Source organism: Streptococcus bouchesdurhonensis (assembly GCF_948472335.1).
Genome location: NZ_CAOKTW010000012.1, coordinates 106,664 through 132,277 on the forward strand (window position 1 = coordinate 106,664; position 25,614 = coordinate 132,277).

The window sequence follows — 25,614 nt, forward strand, 5'->3', positions numbered from 1 at the left end:
TTTCTATAGGGCTTTAGCAGCTGCAATTGCGGCTTCAAAGTTTGGTTCAGAGTTGATATTGTCCACGTATTCAACGTAGCGAATAGTATTGTCAGTATCGAGGACAAAGACTGCGCGTGCCAATAGATGCCACTCATTGATTAAGAGAGCATAATCACGTCCAAAGGAATGGTCGAAATAGTCTGAGAGCATGATGGCATTTTCAATACCTTCAGCACCGCACCAACGTTTTTGGGCAAAAGGGAGGTCCATTGAAACAGTCAAGACAACGGTATTATCCAGTCCAGCCAGTTCTTCATTAAAACGACGTGTTTGAGTTGAGCAGATGCCTGTATCGATAGAAGGCACGACACTCAAGACTTTTTTCTTCCCATCAAAATCAGCCAGAGATTTTTTAGAAAGGTCTGTTGTAGTGAGTGAAAAATCAAGTGCCTTGTCGCCGACTTGTAGTTGTTTACCTGTAAAGCTCACAGGATTTCCGAGAAAAGTTACCATAGGATACTCCAATCTTTTTTCTTCCATTTTAGCTGAAACAGTCGGAATTTTCCAATGATTTGACTGGAAATATGGGCATAGAAAAAAACGCCAGCTCATGAGAGAATGACGTTTTTCATTGAGTATTATTTTGCCAATCCTTCAGCAATCTTGTCAAGGTTGTATTTCATCATGTTGTAGTAGCTGTCGCCTTCTTTACCTTGTTCTGCGATAGAGTCAGTAAAGATTTGTGCGTAGATTGGGATGTTTGTGTCTTGTGAAACAGTCTTCATTGGACGGTCATCCACACTTGATTCTACAAAGAGGGAAGGAACTTTTGTTTGGCGAAGTTTTTCAACCAAGGTTTTGATTTGTTCAGGAGTTCCTTCTTCTTCGGTATTGATTTCCCAGATGTAAGCACTTGGGACACCATAGGCTTTAGAGAAGTATTTGAATGCTCCTTCGCTGGTTACAATGAGTTTCTTTTCAGCAGGGATATTATTAAATTTATCCTTACTTTCTTTATCAAGTTTGTCTAACTTATCAGTATATTCTTTGAGATTTTTTTCATAGAATTCCTTGTTGCTAGGGTCTTTGGCGCTCAATTGTTTGGCGATATTTTTAGCAAAGATAATCCCATTTTCAAGGTTCAGCCAAGCGTGTGGGTCTTCTTTACCTTTTTCATTTTTTCCTTCAAGGTAGATGACTTCAACGCCTTCACTGACTGCAAAGTAGTCTTTGTTTTCAGTTTTCTTAGCATTTTCTACCAATTTGCTAAACCAGGCATTGCCACCTGTTTCAAGGTTGATACCGTTATAGAAAATGAGATCAGCCTCAGAAGTTTTCTTGACATCTTCAGGTAGTGGTTCGTATTCGTGTGGGTCTTGTCCAATCGGAACGATACTGTGAAGATCAATCTTGTCACCGGCAATATTTTTAGTAATATCAGCGATGATTGAGTTTGTAGCAACAACTTTTAGTTTTTGACCAGAAGCTGTATCTTTTTTTCCGCTAGCACATGCTACAAGAACAATAACGGAAAGAAAGAGAACGAATAATGTACCTAATTTTTTCATTAGATCCTCCAATTTATTGGGGTCTTTCCCCTTATTTTAACAAATGTTTATTTTTCAGTTTCAAATATCGTTGTTTAGGAGAGATAAAGAAACTGATTAAGAAGAAGCTAGCAGCTGTGAGCACGATGCTAGAACCAGCTGCTAAGTTTAAACTATAGCCAATAAAGAGTCCCAAAACTGAAGCAGTAGCTCCAAAAGTTGAGGAAAGGAAAATCATGCTTTTCAGGCTATTAGCATACAGATAAGCAGTTGCAGCTGGGGTAATCAGCATGGCTACAATCAGGATAGTTCCGACACTTTGCATGGCTGTCACAGACACGAGAGTCAGGAGTACCATGAGAAGGTAGTGATAGAAATTGACAGGCATTCCCATGGCTTTAGCCAAGAGTTCATCAAAGGATGTTATCAAGAGTTGCTTGAAGAAAATCCAGATTAACAAGAGAATGACTGCCCCAACACCCATAGTAATAAACATATCCGTATCTTGGACGGCTAGGATATTACCAAAAAGGATATGGAAAAGGTCAGTTGAACTTTTAGCGACACTAATCAAGATGATACCGAGGGCTAAGAAAGAAGAAAAGGTAATGCCGATGGCGGTATCGCTTTTGATAATCGAGTTCCCCTTGATGTAGGTAATGATGATGGCAGCTAGCAATCCAAAGACAATGGCTCCGATAAAGAAGTCAACGCCCAAAATGAAGGAGAGGGCTACACCTGGTAAGACAGCATGTGAAATGGCATCTCCCATGAGTGACATCCCGCGTAGGATGATGAAACATCCTACAGCTCCAGCTACGACCCCGACGACAATGGCTGTTATCAAGGCATTTTGTAAGAAATGGAATTTTTGCAATCCATCTATAAATTCTGCAATCATAGGTCACCTCCATTGAAAAAGAGTCGATTACCGTAAGCTTCTTTGAGATTGGCTTCGGTAAAGGTTTCTTTGGTTGGACCAAAGGCAATCACTTCTCGATTGACAAGCAAGACTTGATCGAAGTAGTGGGGAACCTTGCTGAGGTCGTGGTGGACGATGAGAACCGTCTTTCCAGCTTTTTTCAAATCTCTCAGCGTATTCATGATGATTTCCTCACTGACAGAGTCAATCCCAACAAAGGGTTCATCCAAGAGGATATAGTCAGCTTCCTGCACCAAACATCTGGCAATCAAAACCCGCTGGAATTGACCTCCAGAAAGTTGACTGATTTGACGTTCAGCATAGTCAGCTAGGCCGACGATTTCAAGGGCTTCTTGCACTTTCTTCCAATGTTTAGCATTTAAACTGCGAAAGAGAGGAATAGAGGGAAATAGTCCTAGCGAGACGCATTCCTTGACCTTGATGGGAAAGTTGTAGTCGATATTGATTTTTTGTTCGACATAGGCAATTCGATGTAAGGATTTTTTAACTTCCTTGTCATCGAGAAATGCCTGACCTTGATGTGGGATAATTCCCAGCATCCCTTTTAATAATGTTGATTTTCCAGCACCGTTTGGACCAATGATACCGGTAATTGTTGGTCCTTGGAGCACTAGTGAAATATCCTTAAGTGCCAATGTTTCTTTGTAGGAGACACTGAGGTTTTCGATACGTATCATAAACTTATATTCCTCCTGTCTCTTAATATACATTAAAAAAAAAATTAAGTCAAGTTAATTTTTGAAAAAATTAAAATAATAACTGAAAAATGATGGAAAAGGAAAGTTCATTTTTAATTGCATTCCCAAGAAATTTTTGTTAAGCTAGCAATAACTTAAAAAATGAAAGCGAGAACAAGATGACACGTTATCAAGATGATTTTTATGATGCAATCAATGGAGAATGGCAGAAGACAGCTGAAATCCCAGCAGATAAGTCTCAAACGGGAGGTTTTGTTGATTTAGATCAGGAAATTGAAGACTTGATGCTTGCGACAACAGATAAGTGGTTGGCAGGAGAAGAGGTGCCTGAGGATGCTATCTTGGCAAACTTTGTCAAATACCACCGCCTAGTTCGTGATTTTGACAAGAGAGAAGCTGACGGTATCACACCTGTCTTACCACTCCTTAAAGAATTCCAAGAATTGGAGACTTTTGCGGATTTCACTGCTAGACTAGCAGAGTTTGAACTTGCAGGAAAACCAAACTTCCTTCCTTTTGGTGTATCGCCAGACTTTATGGATGCCAGAATCAACGTTTTATGGGCTAGCGCTCCAAGCACGATTCTGCCAGATACGACCTACTATGCTAAAGACCATCCTCAACGTGAGGAACTCTTGACTCTTTGGAAAGAAAGCAGCGTAAATCTCCTCAAGGCTTATGATTTCTCTGATGAAGAAATTGAAGACTTGCTAGAGAAAAGACTTGAATTGGATCGCCGAATTGCAGCAGTGGTGCTCTCTAATGAAGAAAGTTCAGAATATGCTAAACTCTACCATCCATATGCTTACGAAGATTTCAAGAAATTCGCGCCTGCCCTACCTTTGGATGACTTTTTCCAAGTCGTTCTTGGACAAGTACCAGACAAGGTTATTGTAGACGAGGAACGTTTCTGGCAAGCCGCAGAGCAATTCTATAGTGAAGAAGCTTGGCCTCTCCTCAAGGCAACCTTGATTTTGAGTGTTGTCAATCTCTCAACTAGCTATTTAACAGAAGAAATCCGTGTCTTGTCAGGTGCTTACAGCCGTGCGCTATCTGGAGTTCCAGAAGCCAAAGACAAGGTTAAAGCTGCCTACCAGCTAGCACAAGGTCCATTCAAACAAGCCTTGGGTCTCTGGTATGCCCATGAAAAATTTTCTCCAGAAGCCAAGGCAGATGTGGAGAAAAAAGTGGCAACCATGATTGATGTCTATAAGGAACGCTTGGCCAAGAATGACTGGCTGACTCCAGAAACTCGTGACAAGGCCATCGTCAAACTTAATGTTATCAAGCCTTATATTGGTTATCCAGAAGAATTGCCAGAACGCTACAAGGACAAGGTAGTGGATGAAAATGCTAGTCTTTTTGACAATGCTTTAGCCTTTGCGCGTGTGGAAATCAAGCACAGTTGGAGCAAGTGGAATCAGCCTGTCGACTACAAGGAATGGGGTATGCCTGCTCATATGGTCAATGCCTACTACAATCCACAGAAGAACCTGATTGTCTTCCCAGCAGCTATCTTACAGGCGCCTTTCTATGACTTGAATCAGTCATCTTCTGCTAATTACGGTGGTATTGGGGCAGTTATTGCTCATGAAATTTCTCACGCCTTTGATACCAACGGAGCGTCCTTTGACGAAAATGGTAGCCTCAAGGATTGGTGGACAGAGAGTGACTATACTGCCTTCAAGGAGAAAACACAAAAAGTTATCGATCAGTTTGATGGACAGGATTCTTATGGTGCAACCATCAACGGTAAATTGACGGTGTCAGAAAACGTAGCTGACTTAGGAGGAATTGCTGCAGCGCTTGAAGCAGCTAAGAGAGAACCAGACTTCTCAGCAGAAGAATTCTTCTACAACTTCGGTCGTATCTGGCGCATGAAAGGTCGTCCAGAATTTATGAAACTTTTGGCCAGCGTCGATGTGCACGCGCCAGCCAAACTCCGTGTCAATGTACAAGTACCAAACTTCGATGATTTCTTTACAACCTATGATGTCAAAGAAGGAGACGGTATGTGGCGTTCGCCAGAAGAGCGCGTGATTATATGGTAATGCAAAAAATCTAGTCATCAGAAAAAGGCATACAATCAGGTGTGAAAACCTTGATTGGATGCCTTTTGTAATAGAAAGATTTGGTGGATAGTTTACTTAAATTTCGATTGTCATCATCTTATTAGAAAAAAGGATTGAAAGTTTTTTCGTGAGCAATAGTAGTAGCTGGACCATGCCCTGGATAGACATCATAGTTTGGTAGGGTGAAGAGTTGGGTCTGGATACTGTGAAGTAGTTGTTCCATACTACCAGTTGGAAGATCTGTCCGTCCGATTGTTTCACGGAAAAGAGCATCACCTGTCAAGACTAGGTGAGCATCAGGAAAGACGATAGAAACACCGCCGATAGAGTGACCTGGTGTTGGCAAGACAGTGAAACGAAATTCCTCTAGTTGGTATTCTTCGTGAAAGATAAAAGTGTGTTCTGCAGGTTTTGCGACCACATCTGCCATATCATCGTGGCGGGGAAGCCCAGAGAGATTATCGACAGGAGTATAGAGCCAGCTAGCTTCGCTCTCTGCAATATAGACCGGAGGATTGCCAAAAGTCTCGCGAACCAAGTCCAGACTCATGATATGGTCATAATGGGCGTGGGTAAGGAGAATAGCGCAGATCGGTTTGTTGATGTTCTCTATTGTCTGACGAATGGCTTCCCAATGGCTACCAGGGTCAACCACGATAAGGTGCTTTTCGCCTTCCAAGTAATAGGTGTTTTCATAGGCAACAGGATTCACGGTTTTATGGATTTTCATACTAGCTCCAATCTCAAAGAATGTACTAATACTCTTCGAAAATCTCTTCAAACCGCGTCAACTTTATCTGCAACCTCAAAGCAGTGCTTTGAGCAGTCTGCGGCTAGTTTCCTAGTTTGCTCTTTGATTTTCATTGAGTATAAATTAAGTATAGCACAGTTGGGGAGAATAAGCTGGAAAAGGAAATAGGTCTAGAAAGAAGATGGTTTGGATAAAAAATAAGCCTCGAGTTAGTTCGAGGCTTAAACTGTTTTAATTACCAGCATAATATTTTTGGATTCCCTTGACAATCCCTTCAACTAGTTTATCTTGGTAGTCACTGCTGCGGATTTTTTGGTTTTCTTCTGGATTATCCATATATCCCATCTCTAGCAAAACAGCTGGTTTAGCTGTTTCACGGAGAACAGCAAAGGTTGCTTGCAAGAGCCCAGCATCCCTAGCTCCAGTTTCAGCTAGCAGTGAAGTATGGATATCAGCTGCGAGACGATTACTTTCACTTATCCTTTCAGGATTGTTGTGCCATTCCTTGTTAATCTTGCTAGGGAAGCCAGGTTCATCTTTGTAAGAATAGGTCTGGATACCTAGGTTAACGGTTGTATCATTCCCTTTTGCATTGAAATGAAGGCTGATGAAAAAGTCAGCATTGGTCTTGTTGACCATACGAGAACGCTCGGTAATAAAATCAACGTCTATATCACTATCTCGAGAGGTGAGAACGGTATAGCCGAGTCCTTCTAGTCGTTTACGTAGCTTACGATAAACTTGTAGGTTCAATTCTTTTTCAGCTATGCCATAGTAATAAGCCCCGCGATCCTTACCACCGTGACCTGGATCAAGAAAGATAGTTTTAGAGTAATGTCCTTTTTGAAAACCTTGTGCTAATTCACGAACCCATTTTCCATTCCCTTGGAAGAGCTGATTTTTACCATCCACAGCATAGGTTCCTGTAACATACACACCATCGTCCTTAAGATAGTACCAAGCTTGATAGTCTGGGTCATAAATCCATTCCTTGTGGGCCATGTAGCCACCAGATTTGAGGTAGTAGGAACCAATCCATTGTTTTTGGGCATAACGTCCGCCAGATTTGAGGTAAAACCAACTAGAGTAGCTTTGGTCGTAGACCCATTCCTTATCTGCCATAGCACCACTGGATTTGAGGTAGTAATCGCCTTTCCAGACATTGGCCAACATTCTACCGTAGCCATCAAAAGCATACCACTTGCCATTGATTTGGCTCCATTGGTTGGATAAATATTTACCTGAACCATTGATATAGTACCAATTATTTCCCATTTGGTACCAGCTGTTTTCAAGCAAGTAGCCATGACTATCAAAGAAATAACCATCATAGAGGGTATCTGTAAATTTGACCCCAGTTTGACTATAAAAAGTCCACTTGTTCCCCTCTTTTACCCAGCCAGTTTGTATAGGTTGATTGGGTTTGGTTTCTGTGGAAAGAGAAGGTTTGCTTTCTTGCTCACTTGAACTAGCTGTGCTCGACGAAGTTTCTGTACTAGCTTGAGAATTGCTAGTAGAAGTATTTGTTGAGCTACTAGTTGAACTAGTCATAGGGGCAGTAGTAGAATGACTCGTATCATTAGCCAAAACGACTTGGTTTGTTAGTCCAAGAAAAGCTAAAGCTAAAAGTGTCAGTCTTTTGTGTGATTTCATATGAGATGCCTTTCTAGAGAGATGAAATTTCAGTAATTATCGTAAAAAAACTGTTTATATTACCATTATACACTAAAAAAGTTAAAAAATTACCAAAATATCAAACCTTTTCTTATTTAAGCAGAAGAAAAGATTTTCATTTCACTAACTTTTAGAGTAGCCTATATTTCAAAAAAGTTAGATGAAAATCAGATAATTTTATTTTTTAAGTTTGAATCTTATTCTATCATACGTTCCAACAAATTGAATAGCTTCAGAATCCTCTTTTTCTAGTTTTCATATTCTTAAAAAAGTGATAAAATGGTAGGAAGAATTGGAGAGTAGAGATGCCGAAAGAAGTGAATTTAACAGGCGATGAAGTTGTCGCTTTAACACAGAAATATTTATCGGAAGAGGATGTGGCTTTTGTCCATAAGGCCTTGGTTTACGCCGTTGAATGCCATAGTGGTCAAAATCGTAAATCAGGTGAACCTTATATCATTCACCCTATCCAAGTGGCAGGTATTTTAGCTAAGCTCAAGCTGGATGCTGTAACGGTTGCTTGTGGTTTCTTGCATGATGTGGTGGAGGATACTGATGCGACCTTGGACGATTTGGAAAGGGAGTTTGGTCCTGATGTGCGCGTGATTGTCGATGGAGTTACCAAGCTCGGTAAAGTTAAGTACAAGTCTCACGAGGAGCAATTAGCGGAAAATCATCGCAAGATGCTCATGGCCATGTCTGAGGACATCCGTGTTATCTTGGTCAAACTGTCTGACCGCTTGCATAATATGCGAACTCTGAAACATCTTCGAAGAGACAAGCAGGAGCGTATTTCCAAAGAAACTATGGAAATCTATGCACCTCTTGCTCACCGTCTGGGGATTTCCAGTGTCAAATGGGAATTGGAAGACCTGTCTTTCCGTTATCTCAATCCTACGGAGTTTTACAAGATTACCCATATGATGAAGGAAAAGCGCAGAGAGCGTGAGGCCTTGGTGGATGAGGTGGTCACAAAATTAGAGGAATATACGACAGATCGTCATCTAAATGGGAAGATTTACGGTCGTCCCAAGCATATTTACTCGATTTTCCGCAAAATGCAGGATAAGAGAAAACGTTTTGAGGAAATCTATGACCTGATTGCCATTCGTTGTATTTTGGATACCCAAAGTGATGTTTATGCCATGCTTGGTTATGTGCATGAACTTTGGAAACCAATGCCAGGTCGTTTCAAAGACTATATCGCTAACCGCAAGGCCAATGGTTATCAGTCTATCCATACGACTGTCTATGGGCCAAAAGGGCCGATTGAATTCCAGATTCGGACCAAGGAAATGCACGAGGTCGCTGAGTACGGGGTTGCGGCTCACTGGGCTTATAAGAAGGGCATCAAGGGGCAGGTTAACAGCAAGGAATCAGCTATTGGGATGAACTGGATCAAGGAGATGATGGAGCTCCAAGACCAGGCTGATGATGCCAAGGAATTTGTCGATTCAGTTAAGGAAAACTATTTGGCTGAGGAGATTTACGTCTTTACCCCAGATGGAGCTGTCCGTTCACTGCCAAAAGATTCAGGACCGATTGACTTTGCTTACGAAATCCATACAAAAGTTGGGGAAAAAGCAACTGGTGCCAAGGTCAATGGCCGTATGGTTCCGCTGACAACCAAACTCAAGACAGGGGATCAGGTTGAAATTGTTACCAACCCGAACTCCTTTGGGCCAAGCCGTGATTGGCTCAATATGGTTAAGACCAGCAAGGCCCGCAACAAGATCCGTCAGTTCTTTAAAAATCAAGATAAGGAATTGTCTGTCAACAAGGGTCGTGAAATGTTGATGGCTCAGTTCCAAGAAAATGGCTATGTGGCAAATAAATTCATGGACAAGCGTCATATGGACCAAGTCCTGCAAAAGACCAGCTACAAGACAGAAGAATCCCTCTTTGCGGCTATTGGTTTTGGAGAAATCGGTGCTATTACCGTTTTTAACCGTCTGACTGAAAAGGAACGTCGTGAGGAAGAACGTGCCAAGGCCAAGGCGGAGGCAGAAGAACTTGTAAAAGGTGGCGAAGTCAAGGTTGAAAACAAAGAAACCCTCAAGGTCAAGCATGAGGGTGGTGTGGTCATTGAAGGTGCCTCAGGTCTCCTAGTGCGGATTGCCAAGTGTTGTAATCCTGTTCCTGGTGACGATATTGTCGGCTACATTACCAAGGGTCGTGGTGTGGCTATTCACCGTGTGGACTGTATGAACCTGCGTGCTCAAGAAAACTACGAGCAACGTCTCCTTGATGTGGAGTGGGAAGACCAGTATTCAAACTCAAATAAGGAGTATATGGCCCATATCGATATTTACGGCCTCAACCGTACAGGACTATTGAACGATGTACTGCAAGTTCTTTCAAACACAACCAAGAATATCTCAACAGTCAATGCCCAACCAACCAAGGATATGAAGTTTGCTAATATCCATGTGTCCTTCGGTATTGCCAACCTCTCTACATTGACCACGGTCGTGGACAAGATTAAGAGTGTGCCAGAAGTTTACTCTGTCAAACGAACTAACGGTTAATTGCCCTAGCTCTTACTAGAAAGGCTATTATGAAAATCATTATCCAACGGGTTAAAAAAGCCCAAGTGAGCATTGAAGGTCAGGTTCAGGGAAAAATCAATCAGGGGCTCCTATTGCTGATTGGTGTTGGACCAGAGGACCAAGAGGAAGATTTGGACTATGCTGTGAGAAAGCTTGTCAACATGCGGATTTTTTCAGACGCAGAAGGCAAGATGAACCTGTCTGTCAAAGATATTGAAGGAGAAATCCTCTCTATTTCTCAGTTTACCCTCTTTGCGGATACTAAGAAAGGCAATCGTCCAGCCTTTACAGGGGCAGCCAAGCCTGATATGGCATCAGACTTCTATGACGCTTTCAACCAAAAATTAGCGCAAGAAGTGCCCGTTCAGACAGGCATCTTTGGAGCGGATATGCAGGTTGAACTGGTCAATGACGGTCCAGTTACCATTATCCTTGATACGAAAAATAGATAAGAAAAACCAAGCCCAGTCGGCTTGGTTTTTCTTATCTATTACAAAATACTCCAAAATGAAATCTGTTCCTGATAGGCCTTGGGGAAATCTCTTTTCAGGCTTTGGCAGATGCGATAGGAAGGGATGAGGTGTCCTAGGATGAGGAGAGTTCCCTGAAGGCAAAGTGGGATACCCCTTAAAAACAGCAAGGAGAGAATTATCAGGCTATCCCATAGGAGGATTTGTAAGGTAAAACGCCAGAATCTTGGTCTAATCTGGGAATAGAGGTGACTAAAGTGGTCACAAAGTTGGTTAGAAAGATAGGTCAATAGCACAGGATGAAAGAAAATGAGCCAACCACTATAAATCAACATCCAATCCCAAGTAAGCCCATCTTTAAATATCAAAAAAGTCAGCATGATTGCATCAATGACAAGGAGTTGAGTGGTTTTGATGAAGATGATTTTTTTCATGATAACCCCTCCTTTTCCTTAGAGACACTCCCATAAAGAGATATGTTTGCCGTAAAAGTCTGGATAGTTGTCTCTTAGGTAGTCGGCCGTCATATAATATAAAGTAGAATGGCAAGCAGTGATGATTGGCATAAGAGAGAGAAAACGCTGAGAACTAACGAAGGTTAAAAGGACAAAAAATAGAAAATCAATGGAGAGAATCCCTAAATAGTAGAAGCGAATCTTTTTATTGATTTTAGGATAAATCTCAGCGAATTGATGTTTGAGTCGGACAACCAAGCGAAATAGCAGGAGTCCTTGAGCAAGGAGGAAAATAAAACCAGAGAGCAAGAGCCATTCTAAAGCTGTCTCGGGTCTAGTGATAAAAAATGCAAATAGTAGCAAATCAATGATTGCAATTGCTGTAAAATGGATTCTAAAGAGTTTTTTCATAAGATGACCTCCCTCTTTTATCTAACTTCATTCTACTCCAAAAGAATGGGAGTTACAAGTAAAATGATAAAAATAGCAGAAGGGAGATTCTCTTAAGTCGACTTGTTTTTTTATTTAAGTTTTCTTCTATTATCTTACTTCTTCATCATTCCAGACAAATAAAGCTCCGATTGCATTGAGGATATAAAAGATGTATTTTCCGATATTGGCAAAATTTCCTTGAATACCAGCTTTTGTCAGCTGAACGAAATTGTAAATCAACCAAAAGCCCCACTGAGTTGTTAGTTTCAATGCGTTAAAAGCATTGGCAATGAGTGAGAGTGCAAAGGCAATGGTTGTTACATAGGCAAGGAGATTCATCTTTCCTCCATAGCCGATAAAGTTTGTCACAAAGGCAAAGAGGAAGGCGATGATGGAAATGATGATGGCCGCCAATTTTAGCTGTTTTTGGCTCATTTGGTTGGGTCTGCCTTCTTGCGAAGCTTCCCATTTCTTAATAGCAAAGGTATAAATGAGGAAGGTGACGGGATAGGTAATGATGGCCGCCTTATTTCCAAGGATATAATCAATAGCACCGGACAAAATGGTATTAACAATACCAAAGTAATTTCCCCATTTGCTTAATTTCCCCGTGAAACGAGTGGATAACATGGAAATCCCAACGTTGGTTACGGAAATCAATCCAAAGGGAACAAGAGCTGTCCATGGTCCCCAGTCTACGAATTTGTCGAGACGGGAGTTGAGGTAACCAGATGCAATCGCAATCCCAACGACCAAAGCAACCCCGAAGAGGTCAAACCATTTAGATGTCGCAAAAATTTTTAGTGATTTTTTCATAGGTTAAGGTATCTTTCTTGTTTTTTACATCGATTTTATAATAAAATGAAAGCAAAATCAAATGATAAAAATAAAACCCTGAAAATTAAACTTTCAGGGTTAGTGGGGGACTTGAGAAATTAGTTGATTTTCTCGACATAGAGTTGTTTAGCAATGTCCATATTCACTTGTAAATCTTCATTTTTAGTGAGGATAGTGAAGGCATTGCTGAAGCCATCAAACTGCTTGACTTGGAGCGGATCACCGATGTGAAGTGAGTGCTTGTCCAGATAACTGAGAATGTCAAAACTATCGTGCACCCGAGTCAGACGGTAGGATCCAGCTTCCTTGATATCCGCAAGGGGCAGGTTATTGATTTCAACTAGGAGTTCTCCCTTGGCAGGAATGGTTCCTCCGTGGGGGCAGGTCTTGGGGAATCCTAGTAGTTTATCTAGTCTTTCCACGAAGAGGTCAGAGACAGTATGCTCTAAGACCTCAGCTTCCTCGTGAATCTGGTCACTCGTATAGTCTAAATGATGAACTAGAAAAACTTCAATCAAGCGGTGCTTACGATAGAGCTCAGAGACCAGTTTGAGTCCGAGGTCTGTCAGTAGATAGCCACATTCCTTGTCCTTAAGGATGAGATTTTCACTTTTCATCCGTTTAATCATTTCAGTTACGGCAGGGGGAGAGACTTGCATGCGGGCCGCAATTTCTTTGTTGGTAATTTTATGCAGGTCTATGCCGATTTCATAAATACATTTTAGATAATCTTCTTTATTCGGGGTCATTCGCTTCCTCTTGTCTAATATCTTTATCTAGTATATCAAAAAAAGCTAGATTTCTCTAGCTGTGACTTTTTATGTTATACTTATTGCAAGAGAAAAAACGAGGAGATGGATATGACGAAAATAGCTCTTCTTTCAGATATTCATGGAAATACCACCGCCTTGGAGGCTGTTTTGGCAGATGCTCGGCAGCTAGGAGTGGATGAATACTGGCTTTTGGGAGACATTCTCATGCCAGGGACAGGGCGTAGAAGGATTTTGGACTTGTTGGCTGATCTACCGATTACGGCTAGAGTTTTGGGAAACTGGGAAGACAGTCTTTGGCATGGTGTCCGCAAGGAATTGGATAATACTCGCCCCAGTCAACGCTATCTCTTGCGCCAGTGCCAGTATATTTTAGAGGAAATTTCCCTAGAAGAAATTGAACTGCTCCACAATCAACCGCTCCAGATTCATCGTCAGTTTGGTGATTTGACGGTGGGAATTAGCCACCATCTTCCTGATAAGAACTGGGGGAGAGAGTTGATTCATACTGGAGCGCAAGAGGATTTTGACCGCTTGGTGACCAATCCGCCTTGTGATATTGCTGTTTATGGTCATATTCACCAGCAGTTGCTTCGTTACGGGACTGGTGGACAATTGATTGTCAATCCGGGTTCGATTGGTCAACCTTTCTTTCTAGATGCCCAGTTGCGGAAGGACTTGCGGGCCCAGTATATGATTTTGGAGTTTGATGACAAGGGCTTGGTAGATATGGACTTCCGACGGGTGGACTACGATGTGGCAGCTGAATTGCAGTTGGCTAAAGACCTCAAACTTCCCTATTTTGAGGTTTATTATGAAAGTCTAGTCAATGGTATCCACCATACTCATCATCAGGAATTTCTGAGAGAATTGGCCCAGAAAGAGGGCTATGATAGGGAATTAGATGCTTGGTTGAAAAGTGGTAATAATTGACATTACAACCAAAAAGGGTATAATAAAAGAAAGAGAAGAGTAGAGGTAGGCTAGCCTCGTAAAAAGGAGAAGAGTATGCAAATTCCAAGTAGATTTACCATTGCGACTCATATGCTGATAATCATTGCCCTCAAGGGGAAGGAAAGCAAGGTGACCAGTGATTTTCTGGCTGCTAGTGTCGGGGTCAATCCTGTCATTATCAGAAAGACCTTGTCCCAGTTGAAGAAGGCTGAACTGATTTCAGTAGCGCGCGGAACAGGGGGAACAGAGATTGTTAAGGATCTCAAAGACATTAGTCTTTTAGATGTTTATCAAGCGGTCGAATGTCTTGGTAAGACAGGCCAACTCTTTAGTTTTCATGACAATCCAAATCCAAATTGCCCAGTTGGAGCTCATATTCATGATGTTTTGGATCAAAAATTGGAGAGAATCCAGCTGGCTATGGAGGCTGAACTCGGTCAGACCAGTTTAGAACAAGTCGTGACCGATGCAGAGAGTCAGATGAAGGATTGAGAGGGATAGATGCCCTCTTTTTTTCTTTGGATAATTATGATAGAATGAACTCATAAAAGGAGGAAGAAATGTATCTCGTTATAGGAATTGTATTAGCCTTTATAGTGTCATTTTGGAAGGATAATAGAAGTTTGTGGAATCCAGTATTATTCTTATTATCCCTCATTTCCAGTTATTTTTATCTAGGCTACCTTTTTTATCAAAATGGGTATGAGAAGATTCATTTCGCTTTTTTTATATTTCCCTTTATTTTACTTCCTTTTTTGCTTTTTCTAAGTGGCATCTTTCTAATCTATAATGGGGTCATTTTGTTGAAGCGAGAGGGACGTTCAAAGGCTAATTATCTCTCCATGCTCCTTGGAATAGTCATTTTGCTATTTTTTGCCTTGATTTCATTTCGATTGGGAGGTCAAAATGAATTATTTTACACCAATCACTTTCTAAACATTTTATTTGTATTCATTTTCTACTCTTATTTTATTTTTGGCTTTGCTTTTGCGGGTTTTATGCTCTACTCTATCTTGTATCTCTTTATTCCTAAGAAGAAGCATTATGATTTTATTATCATTCACGGTGCAGGTTTGTTAGACGGAGAAAAGGTAACACCTTTGCTAAAGAGGAGAATTGATAAGGCAGTAGAAGCTTACCACAATTCTAAGAATCCTCATATCAAAATCATTGCTAGTGGTGGTCAAGGAGGAGATGAGAAGATTTCTGAAGCGCAGGCTATTACAAACTATCTGCTTGAAGAGACCGATGTTCCCCAAGATGGGATTATCCTGGAGGACCAATCAAGGACTACCTACGAGAACCTTCTCTTTTCTAAGGAACTTGGTGAGAAGCTGGTAGCCAAACCTCAATTCCTCTTTGTAACAAATGATTATCATGTCTTTAGAACAAGTACCTATGCTCGTAAGTTAAAAATGAAGGGAGATGGCCTCGGATGTAGGACGGCAGGCTACTACATACCATCTGCTTTTATTCGGGAGTACGTAGCTCTCTGTGTCAAAATGAAATGGCTTTTCCTTGCCTTTTATGTCCTGCTATTAGCCCTCATTTTGATAGCCTACAAAGGAATTATTTGGTAGTCAGATTCTATTTAAAAAGACTTAGAATGCACATGAAAGTATGTATTCTAGGTCTTTTGTTTTGTATACATTTGATTTTCAAGAGTACTATCTATTTTTCCAGGCTTGGTAACGGGTATCAATCAATAATTGAGTGAGACGTCCCATAGTTTCCCTTTCTTCTGGAGTTAGGGATTGAGCTTGGACGAAGAGATGATGAATGTGTTCGATAGCCTTTAAGGAAGACAAGTCATTGATAGAAGTAATACCAGAATCAAGAATGGTGCCAAAGAAGAGATCGAAGTAGAGCTGGAGTTCCTCGTCAGGGACTGTGGCCACCCATTCTTTGAAGGTTATGTCAACTTGTTGGCTATCACTGTTGGTTTTATCCAGTTGGACGAAGTGCTTGTCCTCAATCTGCCAACTAAAGGTATCGTGCTGGGCGATACCACCCAAAGCAGTACTGTGCACGATGATTTGCTGGTTAGGGATTTCTAGCATCATACCGATGATGGAACCTTGTGGAATGAAGACCTTGGTTTTATCCATTATCCTTTGATAGCCCTCGGTTTGTGTCAATTCTGTGTGGAGACCAGGCGCATCAAAGGTATAAACTGCTGTGATCTGATTTTGCGAGCTTTGCTCAATTTGACTAGCAGCATAGATGGCTAGATTGCCTCCCTTGGAATGCCCAGCCAGAATGACCTTTTGCTTAGGATGTTGGGCAAAAAAGTTCTTTAAATAGCGGAGGGCATGCTTTTGAGCAGGAATTTCCTTCATATAGGTCAGGTGGAAATCTTCCTTCCAGCCAATGATGCTGTCATCTGTCCCACGAAAGACAATCAGATAGGTGTCGAGAGTGAGGCGGTAGGTCATAGCCGCAAATTGTTTTTGCAGTTCAGGGTCGATGTCATTGATAAAATGGGAGAGTTTGCAATTTTTGAAGCGTTTGTGTTGAGCTAGTTCATCTAATAGCTGGAGGCGATTTTTGCTGGTCAACATGTTAGGCTCCCTTGGAACCCGAGGTGCCAGGTCTAAAAGTCGCTGAGGAGCTGTGGAGACCAGATTATCAAATGAGAGATAGGTAATTTCTGTTAAGGCTAAAACATCTAATTCATTCAAAGGAAGGTCGTAATAAGAATCGTGTGCGACATCTTTCAGATAGTCAAAAATATTGGCCATAAGAGCTCCTTTCTTTTTATTTATCTTATCAAATTTCCCTCAAATTAGCTAGTAGAATTGTCTTGCTTTGTTGGATAAAAACAAGCTATTTCAAATTCAGTTTCAGACCTTCGAGCATGGAAAAATCTGTTATAATAATAGAAAAGGAGGAGCGCATGCACAAGATTTTATTAGTAGAAGATGATCAGGTCATTCGTCAACAGGTCGGGAAAATGCTCTCTGAATGGGGATTTGAAGTGGTCCTGGTAGAAGACTTTATGGAAGTTTTGAGTCTATTTGTTCAGTCGGAGCCTCATCTGGTCCTCATGGATATTGGTTTGCCCTTGTTTAATGGATATCACTGGTGTCAGGAAATTCGCAAGATTTCCAAGGTCCCCATCATGTTTCTGTCTTCGAGAGACCAGGCTATGGATATTGTCATGGCAATCAATATGGGGGCGGATGACTTTGTGACCAAGCCTTTTGACCAGCAGGTTCTTTTAGCCAAGGTTCAGGGCTTGTTGCGTCGTTCCTATGAGTTTGGGCGTGACGAGAGTTTACTGGAATATGCTGGTGTTATCCTCAATACCAAATCAATGGATTTACATTATCAAGGGCAAGTCTTGAATTTGACCAAGAACGAATTCCAGATTTTACGCGTTTTATTTGAGCATGCAGGCAACATCGTAGCACGTGATGACCTGATGCGGGAACTTTGGAACAGTGACTTTTTCATTGATGATAATACCCTCTCTGTCAATGTGGCTCGATTGCGTAAAAAGTTGGAAGAGCAGGGCTTGGTAGGATTTATCGAGACCAAGAAAGGGATAGGGTACGGATTAAAGCATGCTTGATTGGAAACAATTTTTTCTAGCCTATCTGCGTTCCCGTAGTCGTCTGTTTGTCTATCTGATTTCTTTGACGTTTCTGCTCTTACTCTTTCAGTTTTTATTTGCCAGTTTGGGAATTTACTTTCTCTACTTTTTCCTGCTGTGTTGCTTTGTAACCATCTTATTTTTCACTTGGGATATATTGGCGGAGATGCAGGTCTATCGTCAGGAAATTCTCTATGGGGAGAGGGAAGCCAAATCTCCATTGGAAATAGCCTTGGCTGAAAAATTAGAGGCGCGTGAGATGGAACTCTATCAGCAGAGGTCAGATTCAGAAAGAAAACTGACGGATTTGCTGGATTACTATACCTTGTGGGTCCATCAGATTAAGACCCCCATTGCAGCCAGTCAACTCTTAGTTGCAGAAGTGGTCGACCGCCAACTGAAGCAGCAATTAGAACAGGAAATTTTCAAGATTGATTCCTATACCAATCTAGTTTTACAGTATCTGCGTTTAGAAAGTTTCCATGATGATTTGGTCTTAAAGCAAGTTCAAATTGAGGACTTGGTCAAGGAAATAATTCGTAAATATGCTCTTTTCTTTATTCAAAAAGGCTTAAATGTCAATCTACATGATCTTGATAAAGAAATCGTGACGGATAAAAAGTGGCTATTAGTGGTCATTGAACAAATCATCTCAAACAGTCTCAAGTACACCAAGGAAGGTGGTCTGGAGATTTATATGGAGGGGCAAGAGCTTTGTATCAAGGATACGGGAATCGGGATAAAAAACAGTGATGTCCTCCGAGTCTTTGAACGTGGCTTTTCAGGATATAATGGACGCCTAACCCAGCAGTCATCTGGACTTGGACTTTACCTATCTAAGAAAATTTCTGAAGAACTAGGCCACCAGATTCGCATCGAGTCTGAGGTTGGAAAAGGAACGATAGTGCGGATTCAGTTTGCTCAAGTGAACTTAGTCCTTGAGTGAGAAGAGACAATGAGTTTTTACCCAATCTCTTTTTGCTATATTTCAGGATATTTGAAGACTGTTTTTTACAAAACAAATAATAGAATTTTTAATACGGAATATAGTATAAATACTGGTTCAAAGTGAAGTTTTGTATGCTTTATACTTTTGTTGAGTATAAAATCTATAAACTAAGGGTGAATTACAAAAATTAATTTGAGATGAAGTGAATTGTAGACTTGGGAAATGTCTCCTATTCGATTTCAGAATGAATCGTTGATACAGGATTAAAAGAACTGCAGCTTTCTTTTTATTTTGAATGAGATAGGTGTATATAGATTTGTGTAACTGGTGTAGAACTGTTTCCAAGAATTTATTGAATGTATCGAATACACACATCCTATTGATTTTGAACCAGTTTTTAATTTCTAAATGTTATAATAGTTTTATCAAGTAAAAGGAGACTACCATGATTGGAGACAATATAAAATTCTTACGAAAATCACATAATCTGATATAACCAGAATTTTCACGGATTGTGGGTGTGTCACGAAATAGCCTAAATCGTTAGAAAAACTGAAAAAGCTTACTTTCAATAGAAGTGTTGGAAATATTCATTTTACATCTATCAAAGAAACATGGGATAGACCTATATTTTACAAAATAGCAAATTATATTTTGAATGATAGTAAAAACTGCAGAACTTGTGTGATTTACAATTATTGCACTCAATGTCTGAGTATCGCACTATCTGAAATAAGGAATAGTAGAGATTGTTCTGAGATATGTAAAAAAACGCATTAGCAAGGAGTATCGTATATGCTACCATATCTTAAAACTATTAGATGGTATCTCTTCTTTAATTTTCTTTTTGGTGTAGTATCGAATATCTGCACAGCTTTGTTACCGTATTTCACGCAGGCATTAATCAAAGGGGATTATCAAGTAGCTCTATATGGTTACTCTATGTCAGTGGCAGGCTATTTGAGTTGTAACTATATCCAAATGATACTTGATTGGAAGCAGGGGATTATCTTTTCGACTACTTTGAAAAATGAGTGGTTTCGTTCACTTCTGGGACTCAGTCACCACGATTTCAAGCAGAAAACAGTAGCAGAGTATATTTCCTATCAATCTAATGACCTAGATTCGTTGGAAAAGGATTACCTTCCTCCATTGATGAGTTTTATCAAACAAATTTTACGTATCATCATTTACGCTTTCATTATTAGCAGAACAATTAATCCTATTGTATCACTGATTTTAATCTTTTCCACTGGAATTAGTATTCAAATTCCTAAAATCGTTGGGAAGTTGACCGCTAATCGTAGACAGGTTTACTTGAAAAAACAAGGAGATTACTATCGAACTTTGGAGGATTTGCTCATGGGACATCATTTGGTAAATAAACTAACTATGTCGCATTTTTTGAATCAACAAAAGAGTTCTCTAAAGAATTTGCAGGATAAGTATTTTAAGTATGGTTTGACAAAAATTACAGGCATCTTATTGACAGGTGTTTCTTTTGAATTCATTAGTCTTGTTCTGTTTATTTATTTAGCCTACTCTCTATCTCACCAGCAACTCGGTATTCCTGAGGTGGTGGCGAGTTTCGGATATATTAATGCTTTTTCTGAACCAATACAGGAAATCCTTTATGATTTACAAATGTTAGAGTCCGTAAAGCCTGTAATCAAGAGTTTTCAAAACATTGTTGGGAGACCCGTTTCAGTTCAAGCACCTCAACATTCTTTTGATACGATTACTTTGAAAAACATTTCCAAACAACTGGGAGAATCAAAATTGATAATTACTTCCGCTACGATTCAAAAAGGGGATAAAATTGCGCTTATTGGTAAGAATGGTTCTGGAAAAAGTAGTCTTCTCAACATTTTAAATGGAACAGATGAAGATTTTGAAGGACAAATTGTGCTAGATGGGCTTGTTTTGGACCATCTTTGGGGAAGATTCGGTATGATTCTGCAACAAGAACATACATTTATTTCGAGTTATGAAAATAATGTAACACTATTCAATAGTTTCAATGAAAAATTCAGAGAAGAAGATTTTGAAAAAATTCCACCACAATCCCTGTCAGGTGGTCAGCAACAACGAATGTATTTAAATCGTGAGAAAAATCGTAAAAATCCATTGCTTATCCTAGACGAACCTTTCTCTGCCTTGGATACTAATCAGTTTAAAATGGAATTGGAAAGAGTTCTGGAACTACCAAGTGCCGTCATTGTTACTTTACATCGCCAAAACGAATTATTAAGTAAGTTTGACCAAGTTTGGGAAATTAAGAATGGAGAACTTGTAATTTTGAAATAGCTAAATTATAAAGAATAAAACGCATAGTATCAAGGTTCAGGAGATACCGTTTTTCCTTCTTCGGATAAGGATACAAAAATTTCTTCCTTTCTCTATCTTTTAAATTAATTGATTTCTTCAGAGAAAGACTGTAAAATTTTTGATATAATGTTAAGAAGGGACTGATTCAAGACAGTCATATCTGGTCTTTCTTCCAGTCATTTTTCAAACAATATCAGTTGATAATCAGCTTAAATCAGATCTATCAGTTTGTCTATCTTTCTCTGATGGAGATCATGTCCTATCTTCACTTTGATTATTGGAAAAAAACGGCTCGGTCAGGAGCTAGTATGAATAAGGAGAACAAATGAAACGTTTAAAAATGTTATGGCATATTATGCAGGTTACGGGTTTTACTCGGTTTGCTCTGAGTTTTGTGACCTTTGTTTTTGGGTCAGGAGGCGTGCTTTTCCTAGTTGAACCTGCTATCACAAATTACGGAGACGGTCTTTGGTATGCTTTTGTGACTTCGACGACTGTCGGCTACGGGGATCTCCTAGCTGTGACCTTGATTGGAAGGATTACCAGTGTCTTCTTGACGATTTATGGGCTCATATTTTTTGGCTGTTTATCAGCTGTTATTTTTAATTATTATACCAATTTAAATAAGGAAAGAGGAGAGGACAAATGACTGCCAATTATTCAACACGGGAATACCGTGAGAAATTATACGATGACCTTCATGTTCGATTGAGAGATACAGCGATTTTGATGTGTGCAATTTTTATTGCCTCTATCGGACTAAATATGAATTCAACAGCTGTCATTATAGGAGCCATGTTGATTTCACCTCTCATGACACCGATTGTTGGACTGGGATTCGGTTTAGCTATTTTTGATACGCGTTTAATCAAGCAATCTCTAGAGGTTTTATTGACTCAAGTGTTGGTCAGTTTGCTTGTCTCGACTCTGTATTTCTGGATTTCTCCCTTGTCTTATGCAAGTAGCGAGTTGATTGCACGAACCTCTCCAACCATTTGGGATGTCCTCATTGCTATTGCTGGTGGGATTGCTGGTGTGATCGGTTCAAGGAAAAAAGAAGCAAACAATATCGTGCCAGGAGTAGCCATTGCTACAGCTCTGATGCCGCCTATCTGTACTGCTGGCTATGGTTTAGCTAATGGGAATGTACGATTTTTATTGGGGGCTCTCTATCTTTTCTTGATCAACTGTGTCTTTATCATGCTAATCAACATTGTTGGAACAAGAATTATGATGAGAAAATCTCCCTTAAGTTCATTTAAAGAGCTAAACATTAAAATGAGAATTGGGTTGATATCCTTGATTGTATTATTGATTCTTCCGGCTAGTTATTCAGCAGTCACTCTGACGATAGACCAAGCGCGAAAAGAAGGAATCAAGCAGTTTGTAGGAAAAGAGTTTGCCAATCATACGGTCATTAATCAAGTCTACAAGTCAAGGGACAATGAATTGGTCTTGACGGTTGTTGGAGATCCGATTTCAGAAGAAGAATTAGAAACGCTCCACCAAAAACAAGCCTCTTACGGTATTCAATCTGTTCAATTGAAAGTGAATCAAGTTCAGAACTCGCCAACATTAGATAGTGAAGCGACCAAGGAATTTTATGAAAACATTGACAAGTATATTGATCAAAAACTCTCTGAAAAAGATTCACAAAACGATCTCGTAAAAGAAAATGAAGCAGACAAGGATTGAGGATACTGACTTTATCTAACTCATGAAAGTAAATCTTGTGTGGTGGTTTGGTCAATCACTACTAGCTCGGATTAAATAATACTCTTCGAAAATCAAATTCAAACCACGTCAGCGTCGCCTTACCGTACTCAAGTACAGCTTGCGGCTAGCTTCCTAGTTTGCTTTTTGATTTTCATTGAGTAAAAATATAAAAAGCAACAGCTGAAATAGTTGTTGCTTTTTAGGTAGCTAGGATTTTATCTCTTATTTCTCAACGCGTGATTTGTTGGCGATATCAGCTAGGATAGCTTGAACAAAGTCATCAACTGAGACAGTTTGTGTTTCTTTTTGGCCATAGCGACGAACGTTAACAGTTCCGTCTTCCATTTCCTTGTCCCCAACGATCAATTGGTAAGGAATCTTGCTTGTTTGTGACGCACGGATCTTGAACTGCATTTTTTCATTGCGCTCATCTACATCTGCACGGACACCACGGTCACGGAGTTTTTTAGCTACTTCCCATGCGTAGTCCACGTGTTTTTCGTTAGATACTGGGATGAGAGTTACTTGGTGAGGTGCTAGCCATGTTGGGAAGGCACCCTTGTAGTTCTCAATCAAGATAGCTGTGAAGCGTTCCATAGTTGAGATAACTCCACGGTGGATCATAACTGGACGGTGCTCTTCACCATCAGCTCCGATATATTTAAGGTCGAAGCGTTCTGGAAGCAAGAAGTCAAGTTGGATAGTAGAAAGAGTTTCTTCTTTTCCAAGAGCGGTCTTAACTTGAATATCCAATTTTGGTCCGTAGAAGGCTGCTTCACCTTCGGCTTCAAAGTAGTCCACGCCCATTTCATCAAGGGCTGCACGAAGCATGGTTTGAGCATTTTCCCACATCTCATCGTTGTCAAAGTACTTGTGAGTATCTTGAGGGTCACGAAGAGAGAGGCGGAAGCGGTATTCAGTCAAGTTGAAATCTTCATAAACATCGATAATCAACTGAAGGGCACGCTGGAATTCTTCTTGGATTTGTTCTGGAGTCACAAAGAGGTGACCGTCGTTGAGTGACATTTCACGTACACGTTGAAGACCAGTGAGGGCACCAGATTTTTCATAACGGTGCATCATACCGATTTCAGCAATACGGATTGGCAACTCACGGTAAGAATGAACATGGTGTTTGAAGACTTGGATGTGGTGCGGACAGTTCATTGGACGAAGGACAAATTCTTCCCCGTCACCCATGTCCATAGTTGGGAACATGTCTTCTTGGTAATGATCCCAGTGACCAGAAGTCTTGTAAAGTTCAACAGAAGCAAGTGGTGGAGTGTATACGTGTTGGTAGCCAGAAGCCAACTCTTTGTCTACGATGTAGCGTTCCAATTCACGACGGATAGTCGCACCATTTGGCAACCAGAATGGAAGTCCTTGACCAACCTCTTGAGAAATCATGAAGAGATCAAGCTCTTTACCAAGTTTACGGTGGTCACGTTCCTTAGCTTCTTCACGCATTTGAAGGTAGTTTTTCAAGTCTTTTTTGTCAAACCAAGCTGTACCGTAGATACGTTGCATCATAGCGTTGTCGCTATTTCCACGCCAGTAAGCACCTGCTACATGGAGAAGGTGGAAGATTTGGATACGGCCTGTTGAAGGGACGTGTGGGCCACGGCAAAGGTCTACATATTCACCCTGACGATAGATAGTCAAACCGCCTTCGTCTTCTGAGTGTTCTTCAATCAATTCCAACTTGTAAGGGTCGTTTTTAAAGATTTCACGTGCCTCGTCTTTAGTCACTTCTTCACGAATTGATGGGAAGTTTTCTTTGACAATTTTTTGCATTTCTTCTTCGATACGAGGAAGGTCTTCGTTAGAGATTTGACCAGCTGTGTTGTCAGTATCGTAGTAGAAGCCGTCCTCGATGGCTGGACCAACACCCAAGTGAATGTCTGGGAAAAGACGACGAGCTGCTTGGGCAAACAAGTGAGCGGCTGAGTGACGCAAGATTGGAAGGGCATCTTCGTGATCAGGTGTCACAATTTCGATGCTTCCATCTTCAGTGATCGCACGAGTTGTATCAATTAGTTTGCCGTTGAATTTACCAGCCAAGGCCTTTTTAGCTAGGGAATTGCTGATAGATTGGGCAATTTCAAAAGTTGTAACGCCAGATTCGAATTCACGAACAGCGCCATCTGGGAAAGTAATGTTAATCATGATGTTCTCCTTACTTATATTATTGACGAATGTGTTAACCCTATTCTGAAAACAGGGACAGAGGACTGTGAAAGCTAGAAAAACAAAAAGCGACATCCTCGAAAGGACGTCGCAACGTGGTTCCACCTTCATTTATGTTCCTCAAAAAAGAGGGACACCTCTGATTGGCTCTAACGTGGCCACCGTTTTATGTTTTCATAAAAAACTCAAGAGTAGTATCAGTTTAGGCTTCCTATGCGTTTCCAGCAACCACGCACTCTCTAGTAGAAAGGGACTAAGTGACTTGTCTCTATGGATTATTATAGCATGATTGTGAGATTTTTCAAGGATTTTGTGAAAGTTTTTTGTTTTTCATTTTTTGTAGAATATACTTGATACCAATACCGGAAGCCATGCCCACCAGAGCAAAGATTTCATAGGCTAAAAAGTAAAACCAGATAAATTCACCAAAGGTTATGATAGTAAAGCAAAAGAGCAGTCCGTTACCAATTAACCACCAAAGTGAGAAACGGAAACGGTAGCTATAGAGTAGCGATATAATCAAGATTACCAGAGGTGTAAAGAAGAGAAGATTGTTTATATAGAGTCCCTTGAGTGTAAGGGGGTCAGAAACAACTAGCAAGAACAACTCATAAAGTGGCCAATAAAAGAAGGATATGACCAGATAGTAGGGGAGATGGAAATAGAATCTACGCATGATAATCACCTCGTTTTAAAAAAACAGAT

Annotated in this window: 24 protein-coding genes and 1 pseudogene; 11 read left to right on the plus strand and 14 right to left on the minus strand. The window is 40.4% G+C overall.

Features of this window, described 5'->3' with window-relative positions; genetic code table 11:
• Positions 1–3: 3 nt before the first annotated feature.
• From tpx to QMQ21_RS16930, 4 genes are all read right to left on the minus strand, one after another.
• Positions 4–495, minus strand: coding sequence for a thiol peroxidase (gene tpx, locus QMQ21_RS16915; protein ID WP_000256026.1), 492 nt, complete (start codon positions 493–495; stop codon positions 4–6).
• Between the two features lie 125 nt (positions 496–620).
• Positions 621–1,550 (minus strand): metal ABC transporter substrate-binding lipoprotein/adhesin PsaA, encoded by a 930-nt coding sequence (gene psaA, locus QMQ21_RS16920; RefSeq protein ID WP_070526887.1) that lies wholly within the window; start codon positions 1,548–1,550, stop codon positions 621–623.
• A gap of 31 nt (positions 1,551–1,581) precedes the next feature.
• Positions 1,582–2,430, minus strand: a complete 849-nt coding sequence (locus QMQ21_RS16925) for a metal ABC transporter permease (RefSeq protein WP_000559792.1) — start codon at positions 2,428–2,430, stop codon at positions 1,582–1,584.
• Entirely contained in the window at positions 2,427–3,149 is a 723-nt protein-coding gene (locus QMQ21_RS16930; RefSeq protein ID WP_000619164.1) for a metal ABC transporter ATP-binding protein, read from the minus strand. Before QMQ21_RS16930 ends, QMQ21_RS16925 begins: the two co-directional genes overlap by 4 nt.
• A gap of 179 nt (positions 3,150–3,328) precedes the next feature.
• Between QMQ21_RS16930 and pepO the strand changes: the two genes are divergently transcribed.
• Positions 3,329–5,221, plus strand: coding sequence for an endopeptidase PepO (gene pepO, locus QMQ21_RS16935; RefSeq protein WP_070526890.1), 1,893 nt, complete (start codon positions 3,329–3,331; stop codon positions 5,219–5,221).
• Between the two features lie 121 nt (positions 5,222–5,342).
• Here pepO and QMQ21_RS16940 read toward each other — a convergent pair whose 3' ends face one another.
• Positions 5,343–5,972, minus strand: a complete 630-nt coding sequence (locus QMQ21_RS16940; protein WP_049500962.1) for an MBL fold metallo-hydrolase — start codon at positions 5,970–5,972, stop codon at positions 5,343–5,345.
• Positions 5,973–6,224: 252 nt separating this feature from the next.
• Positions 6,225–7,646: an N-acetylmuramoyl-L-alanine amidase gene (locus QMQ21_RS16945; protein WP_070526893.1), complete on the minus strand. Its 1,422-nt coding sequence runs from the start codon at positions 7,644–7,646 to the stop codon at positions 6,225–6,227.
• A gap of 326 nt (positions 7,647–7,972) precedes the next feature.
• Here QMQ21_RS16945 and QMQ21_RS16950 point away from each other — a divergent pair, with 326 nt between their 5' ends.
• The gene (locus QMQ21_RS16950; RefSeq protein WP_261814852.1) at positions 7,973–10,195 is read left to right on the plus strand and encodes a RelA/SpoT family protein; all 2,223 of its coding nucleotides are present in this window, start codon (positions 7,973–7,975) and stop codon (positions 10,193–10,195) included.
• 29 nt (positions 10,196–10,224) lie between these two features.
• Positions 10,225–10,668, plus strand: a complete 444-nt coding sequence (dtd, locus tag QMQ21_RS16955; RefSeq protein ID WP_261083002.1) for a D-aminoacyl-tRNA deacylase — start codon at positions 10,225–10,227, stop codon at positions 10,666–10,668.
• A 38-nt stretch (positions 10,669–10,706) separates the two neighbouring features.
• Here dtd and QMQ21_RS16960 read toward each other — a convergent pair whose 3' ends face one another.
• The 4 genes from QMQ21_RS16960 to QMQ21_RS16975 all read right to left on the minus strand — a co-directional run bounded on the left by QMQ21_RS16960 (position 10,707) and on the right by QMQ21_RS16975 (position 13,159).
• Positions 10,707–11,120: a hypothetical protein gene (locus QMQ21_RS16960; protein ID WP_261814853.1), complete on the minus strand. Its 414-nt coding sequence runs from the start codon at positions 11,118–11,120 to the stop codon at positions 10,707–10,709.
• A gap of 18 nt (positions 11,121–11,138) precedes the next feature.
• Complete coding sequence (locus QMQ21_RS16965; protein ID WP_004255601.1) at positions 11,139–11,552, minus strand: hypothetical protein; 414 nt, start codon at positions 11,550–11,552, stop codon at positions 11,139–11,141.
• 129 nt (positions 11,553–11,681) lie between these two features.
• The gene (locus tag QMQ21_RS16970; protein WP_004255605.1) at positions 11,682–12,389 is read right to left on the minus strand and encodes a nicotinamide mononucleotide transporter; all 708 of its coding nucleotides are present in this window, start codon (positions 12,387–12,389) and stop codon (positions 11,682–11,684) included.
• A gap of 119 nt (positions 12,390–12,508) precedes the next feature.
• Positions 12,509–13,159 carry a metal-dependent transcriptional regulator gene (locus QMQ21_RS16975; protein WP_024057130.1) on the minus strand — a complete coding sequence of 217 codons (651 nt, stop codon included), beginning with the start codon at positions 13,157–13,159 and terminating at the stop codon, positions 12,509–12,511.
• 111 nt (positions 13,160–13,270) lie between these two features.
• Here QMQ21_RS16975 and QMQ21_RS16980 point away from each other — a divergent pair, with 111 nt between their 5' ends.
• The 3 genes from QMQ21_RS16980 to QMQ21_RS16990 all read left to right on the plus strand — a co-directional run bounded on the left by QMQ21_RS16980 (position 13,271) and on the right by QMQ21_RS16990 (position 15,714).
• Entirely contained in the window at positions 13,271–14,113 is an 843-nt protein-coding gene (locus tag QMQ21_RS16980) for a metallophosphoesterase family protein (protein WP_261814854.1), read from the plus strand.
• 75 nt (positions 14,114–14,188) lie between these two features.
• Positions 14,189–14,626: an Rrf2 family transcriptional regulator gene (locus QMQ21_RS16985; protein ID WP_223340186.1), complete on the plus strand. Its 438-nt coding sequence runs from the start codon at positions 14,189–14,191 to the stop codon at positions 14,624–14,626.
• Positions 14,627–14,694: 68 nt separating this feature from the next.
• Entirely contained in the window at positions 14,695–15,714 is a 1,020-nt protein-coding gene (locus QMQ21_RS16990; RefSeq protein WP_049502409.1) for a YdcF family protein, read from the plus strand.
• Positions 15,715–15,801: 87 nt separating this feature from the next.
• On the opposite strand, the gene QMQ21_RS16995 is transcribed toward QMQ21_RS16990, so the two are convergent.
• Positions 15,802–16,875, minus strand: a complete 1,074-nt coding sequence (locus QMQ21_RS16995; RefSeq protein WP_261814856.1) for a DUF2974 domain-containing protein — start codon at positions 16,873–16,875, stop codon at positions 15,802–15,804.
• 155 nt (positions 16,876–17,030) lie between these two features.
• On the opposite strand from QMQ21_RS16995, the gene QMQ21_RS17000 reads away from it, so the two are divergent.
• The 5 genes from QMQ21_RS17000 (at position 17,031) to QMQ21_RS17020 (ending at position 22,701) form a co-directional block, all read left to right on the plus strand.
• Complete coding sequence (locus QMQ21_RS17000; protein ID WP_000548991.1) at positions 17,031–17,708, plus strand: response regulator transcription factor; 678 nt, start codon at positions 17,031–17,033, stop codon at positions 17,706–17,708.
• Entirely contained in the window at positions 17,701–18,675 is a 975-nt protein-coding gene (locus tag QMQ21_RS17005; protein ID WP_261814857.1) for a sensor histidine kinase, read from the plus strand. Before QMQ21_RS17000 ends, QMQ21_RS17005 begins: the two co-directional genes overlap by 8 nt.
• A 798-nt stretch (positions 18,676–19,473) precedes the next feature.
• Positions 19,474–20,985, plus strand: coding sequence for an ATP-binding cassette domain-containing protein (locus tag QMQ21_RS17010; RefSeq protein WP_004242726.1), 1,512 nt, complete (start codon positions 19,474–19,476; stop codon positions 20,983–20,985).
• 346 nt (positions 20,986–21,331) lie between these two features.
• The gene (locus QMQ21_RS17015; RefSeq protein ID WP_000825751.1) at positions 21,332–21,655 is read left to right on the plus strand and encodes a potassium channel family protein; all 324 of its coding nucleotides are present in this window, start codon (positions 21,332–21,334) and stop codon (positions 21,653–21,655) included.
• Positions 21,652–22,701, plus strand: a complete 1,050-nt coding sequence (locus QMQ21_RS17020) for a DUF389 domain-containing protein (protein ID WP_261057743.1) — start codon at positions 21,652–21,654, stop codon at positions 22,699–22,701. Before QMQ21_RS17015 ends, QMQ21_RS17020 begins: the two co-directional genes overlap by 4 nt.
• 243 nt (positions 22,702–22,944) lie before the next feature.
• On the opposite strand, the gene thrS is transcribed toward QMQ21_RS17020, so the two are convergent.
• The 3 genes and pseudogenes from thrS to QMQ21_RS17030 all read right to left on the minus strand — a co-directional run bounded on the left by thrS (position 22,945) and on the right by QMQ21_RS17030 (position 25,585).
• Positions 22,945–24,888 carry a threonine--tRNA ligase gene (gene thrS, locus QMQ21_RS17025; RefSeq protein ID WP_000608345.1) on the minus strand — a complete coding sequence of 648 codons (1,944 nt, stop codon included), beginning with the start codon at positions 24,886–24,888 and terminating at the stop codon, positions 22,945–22,947.
• Between the two features lie 40 nt (positions 24,889–24,928).
• A pseudogene (locus QMQ21_RS19390) lies at positions 24,929–25,137 on the minus strand (hypothetical protein).
• A gap of 73 nt (positions 25,138–25,210) precedes the next feature.
• Positions 25,211–25,585: a hypothetical protein gene (locus tag QMQ21_RS17030; RefSeq protein ID WP_001252466.1), complete on the minus strand. Its 375-nt coding sequence runs from the start codon at positions 25,583–25,585 to the stop codon at positions 25,211–25,213.
• Between the last annotated feature and the right edge of the window lie 29 nt (positions 25,586–25,614).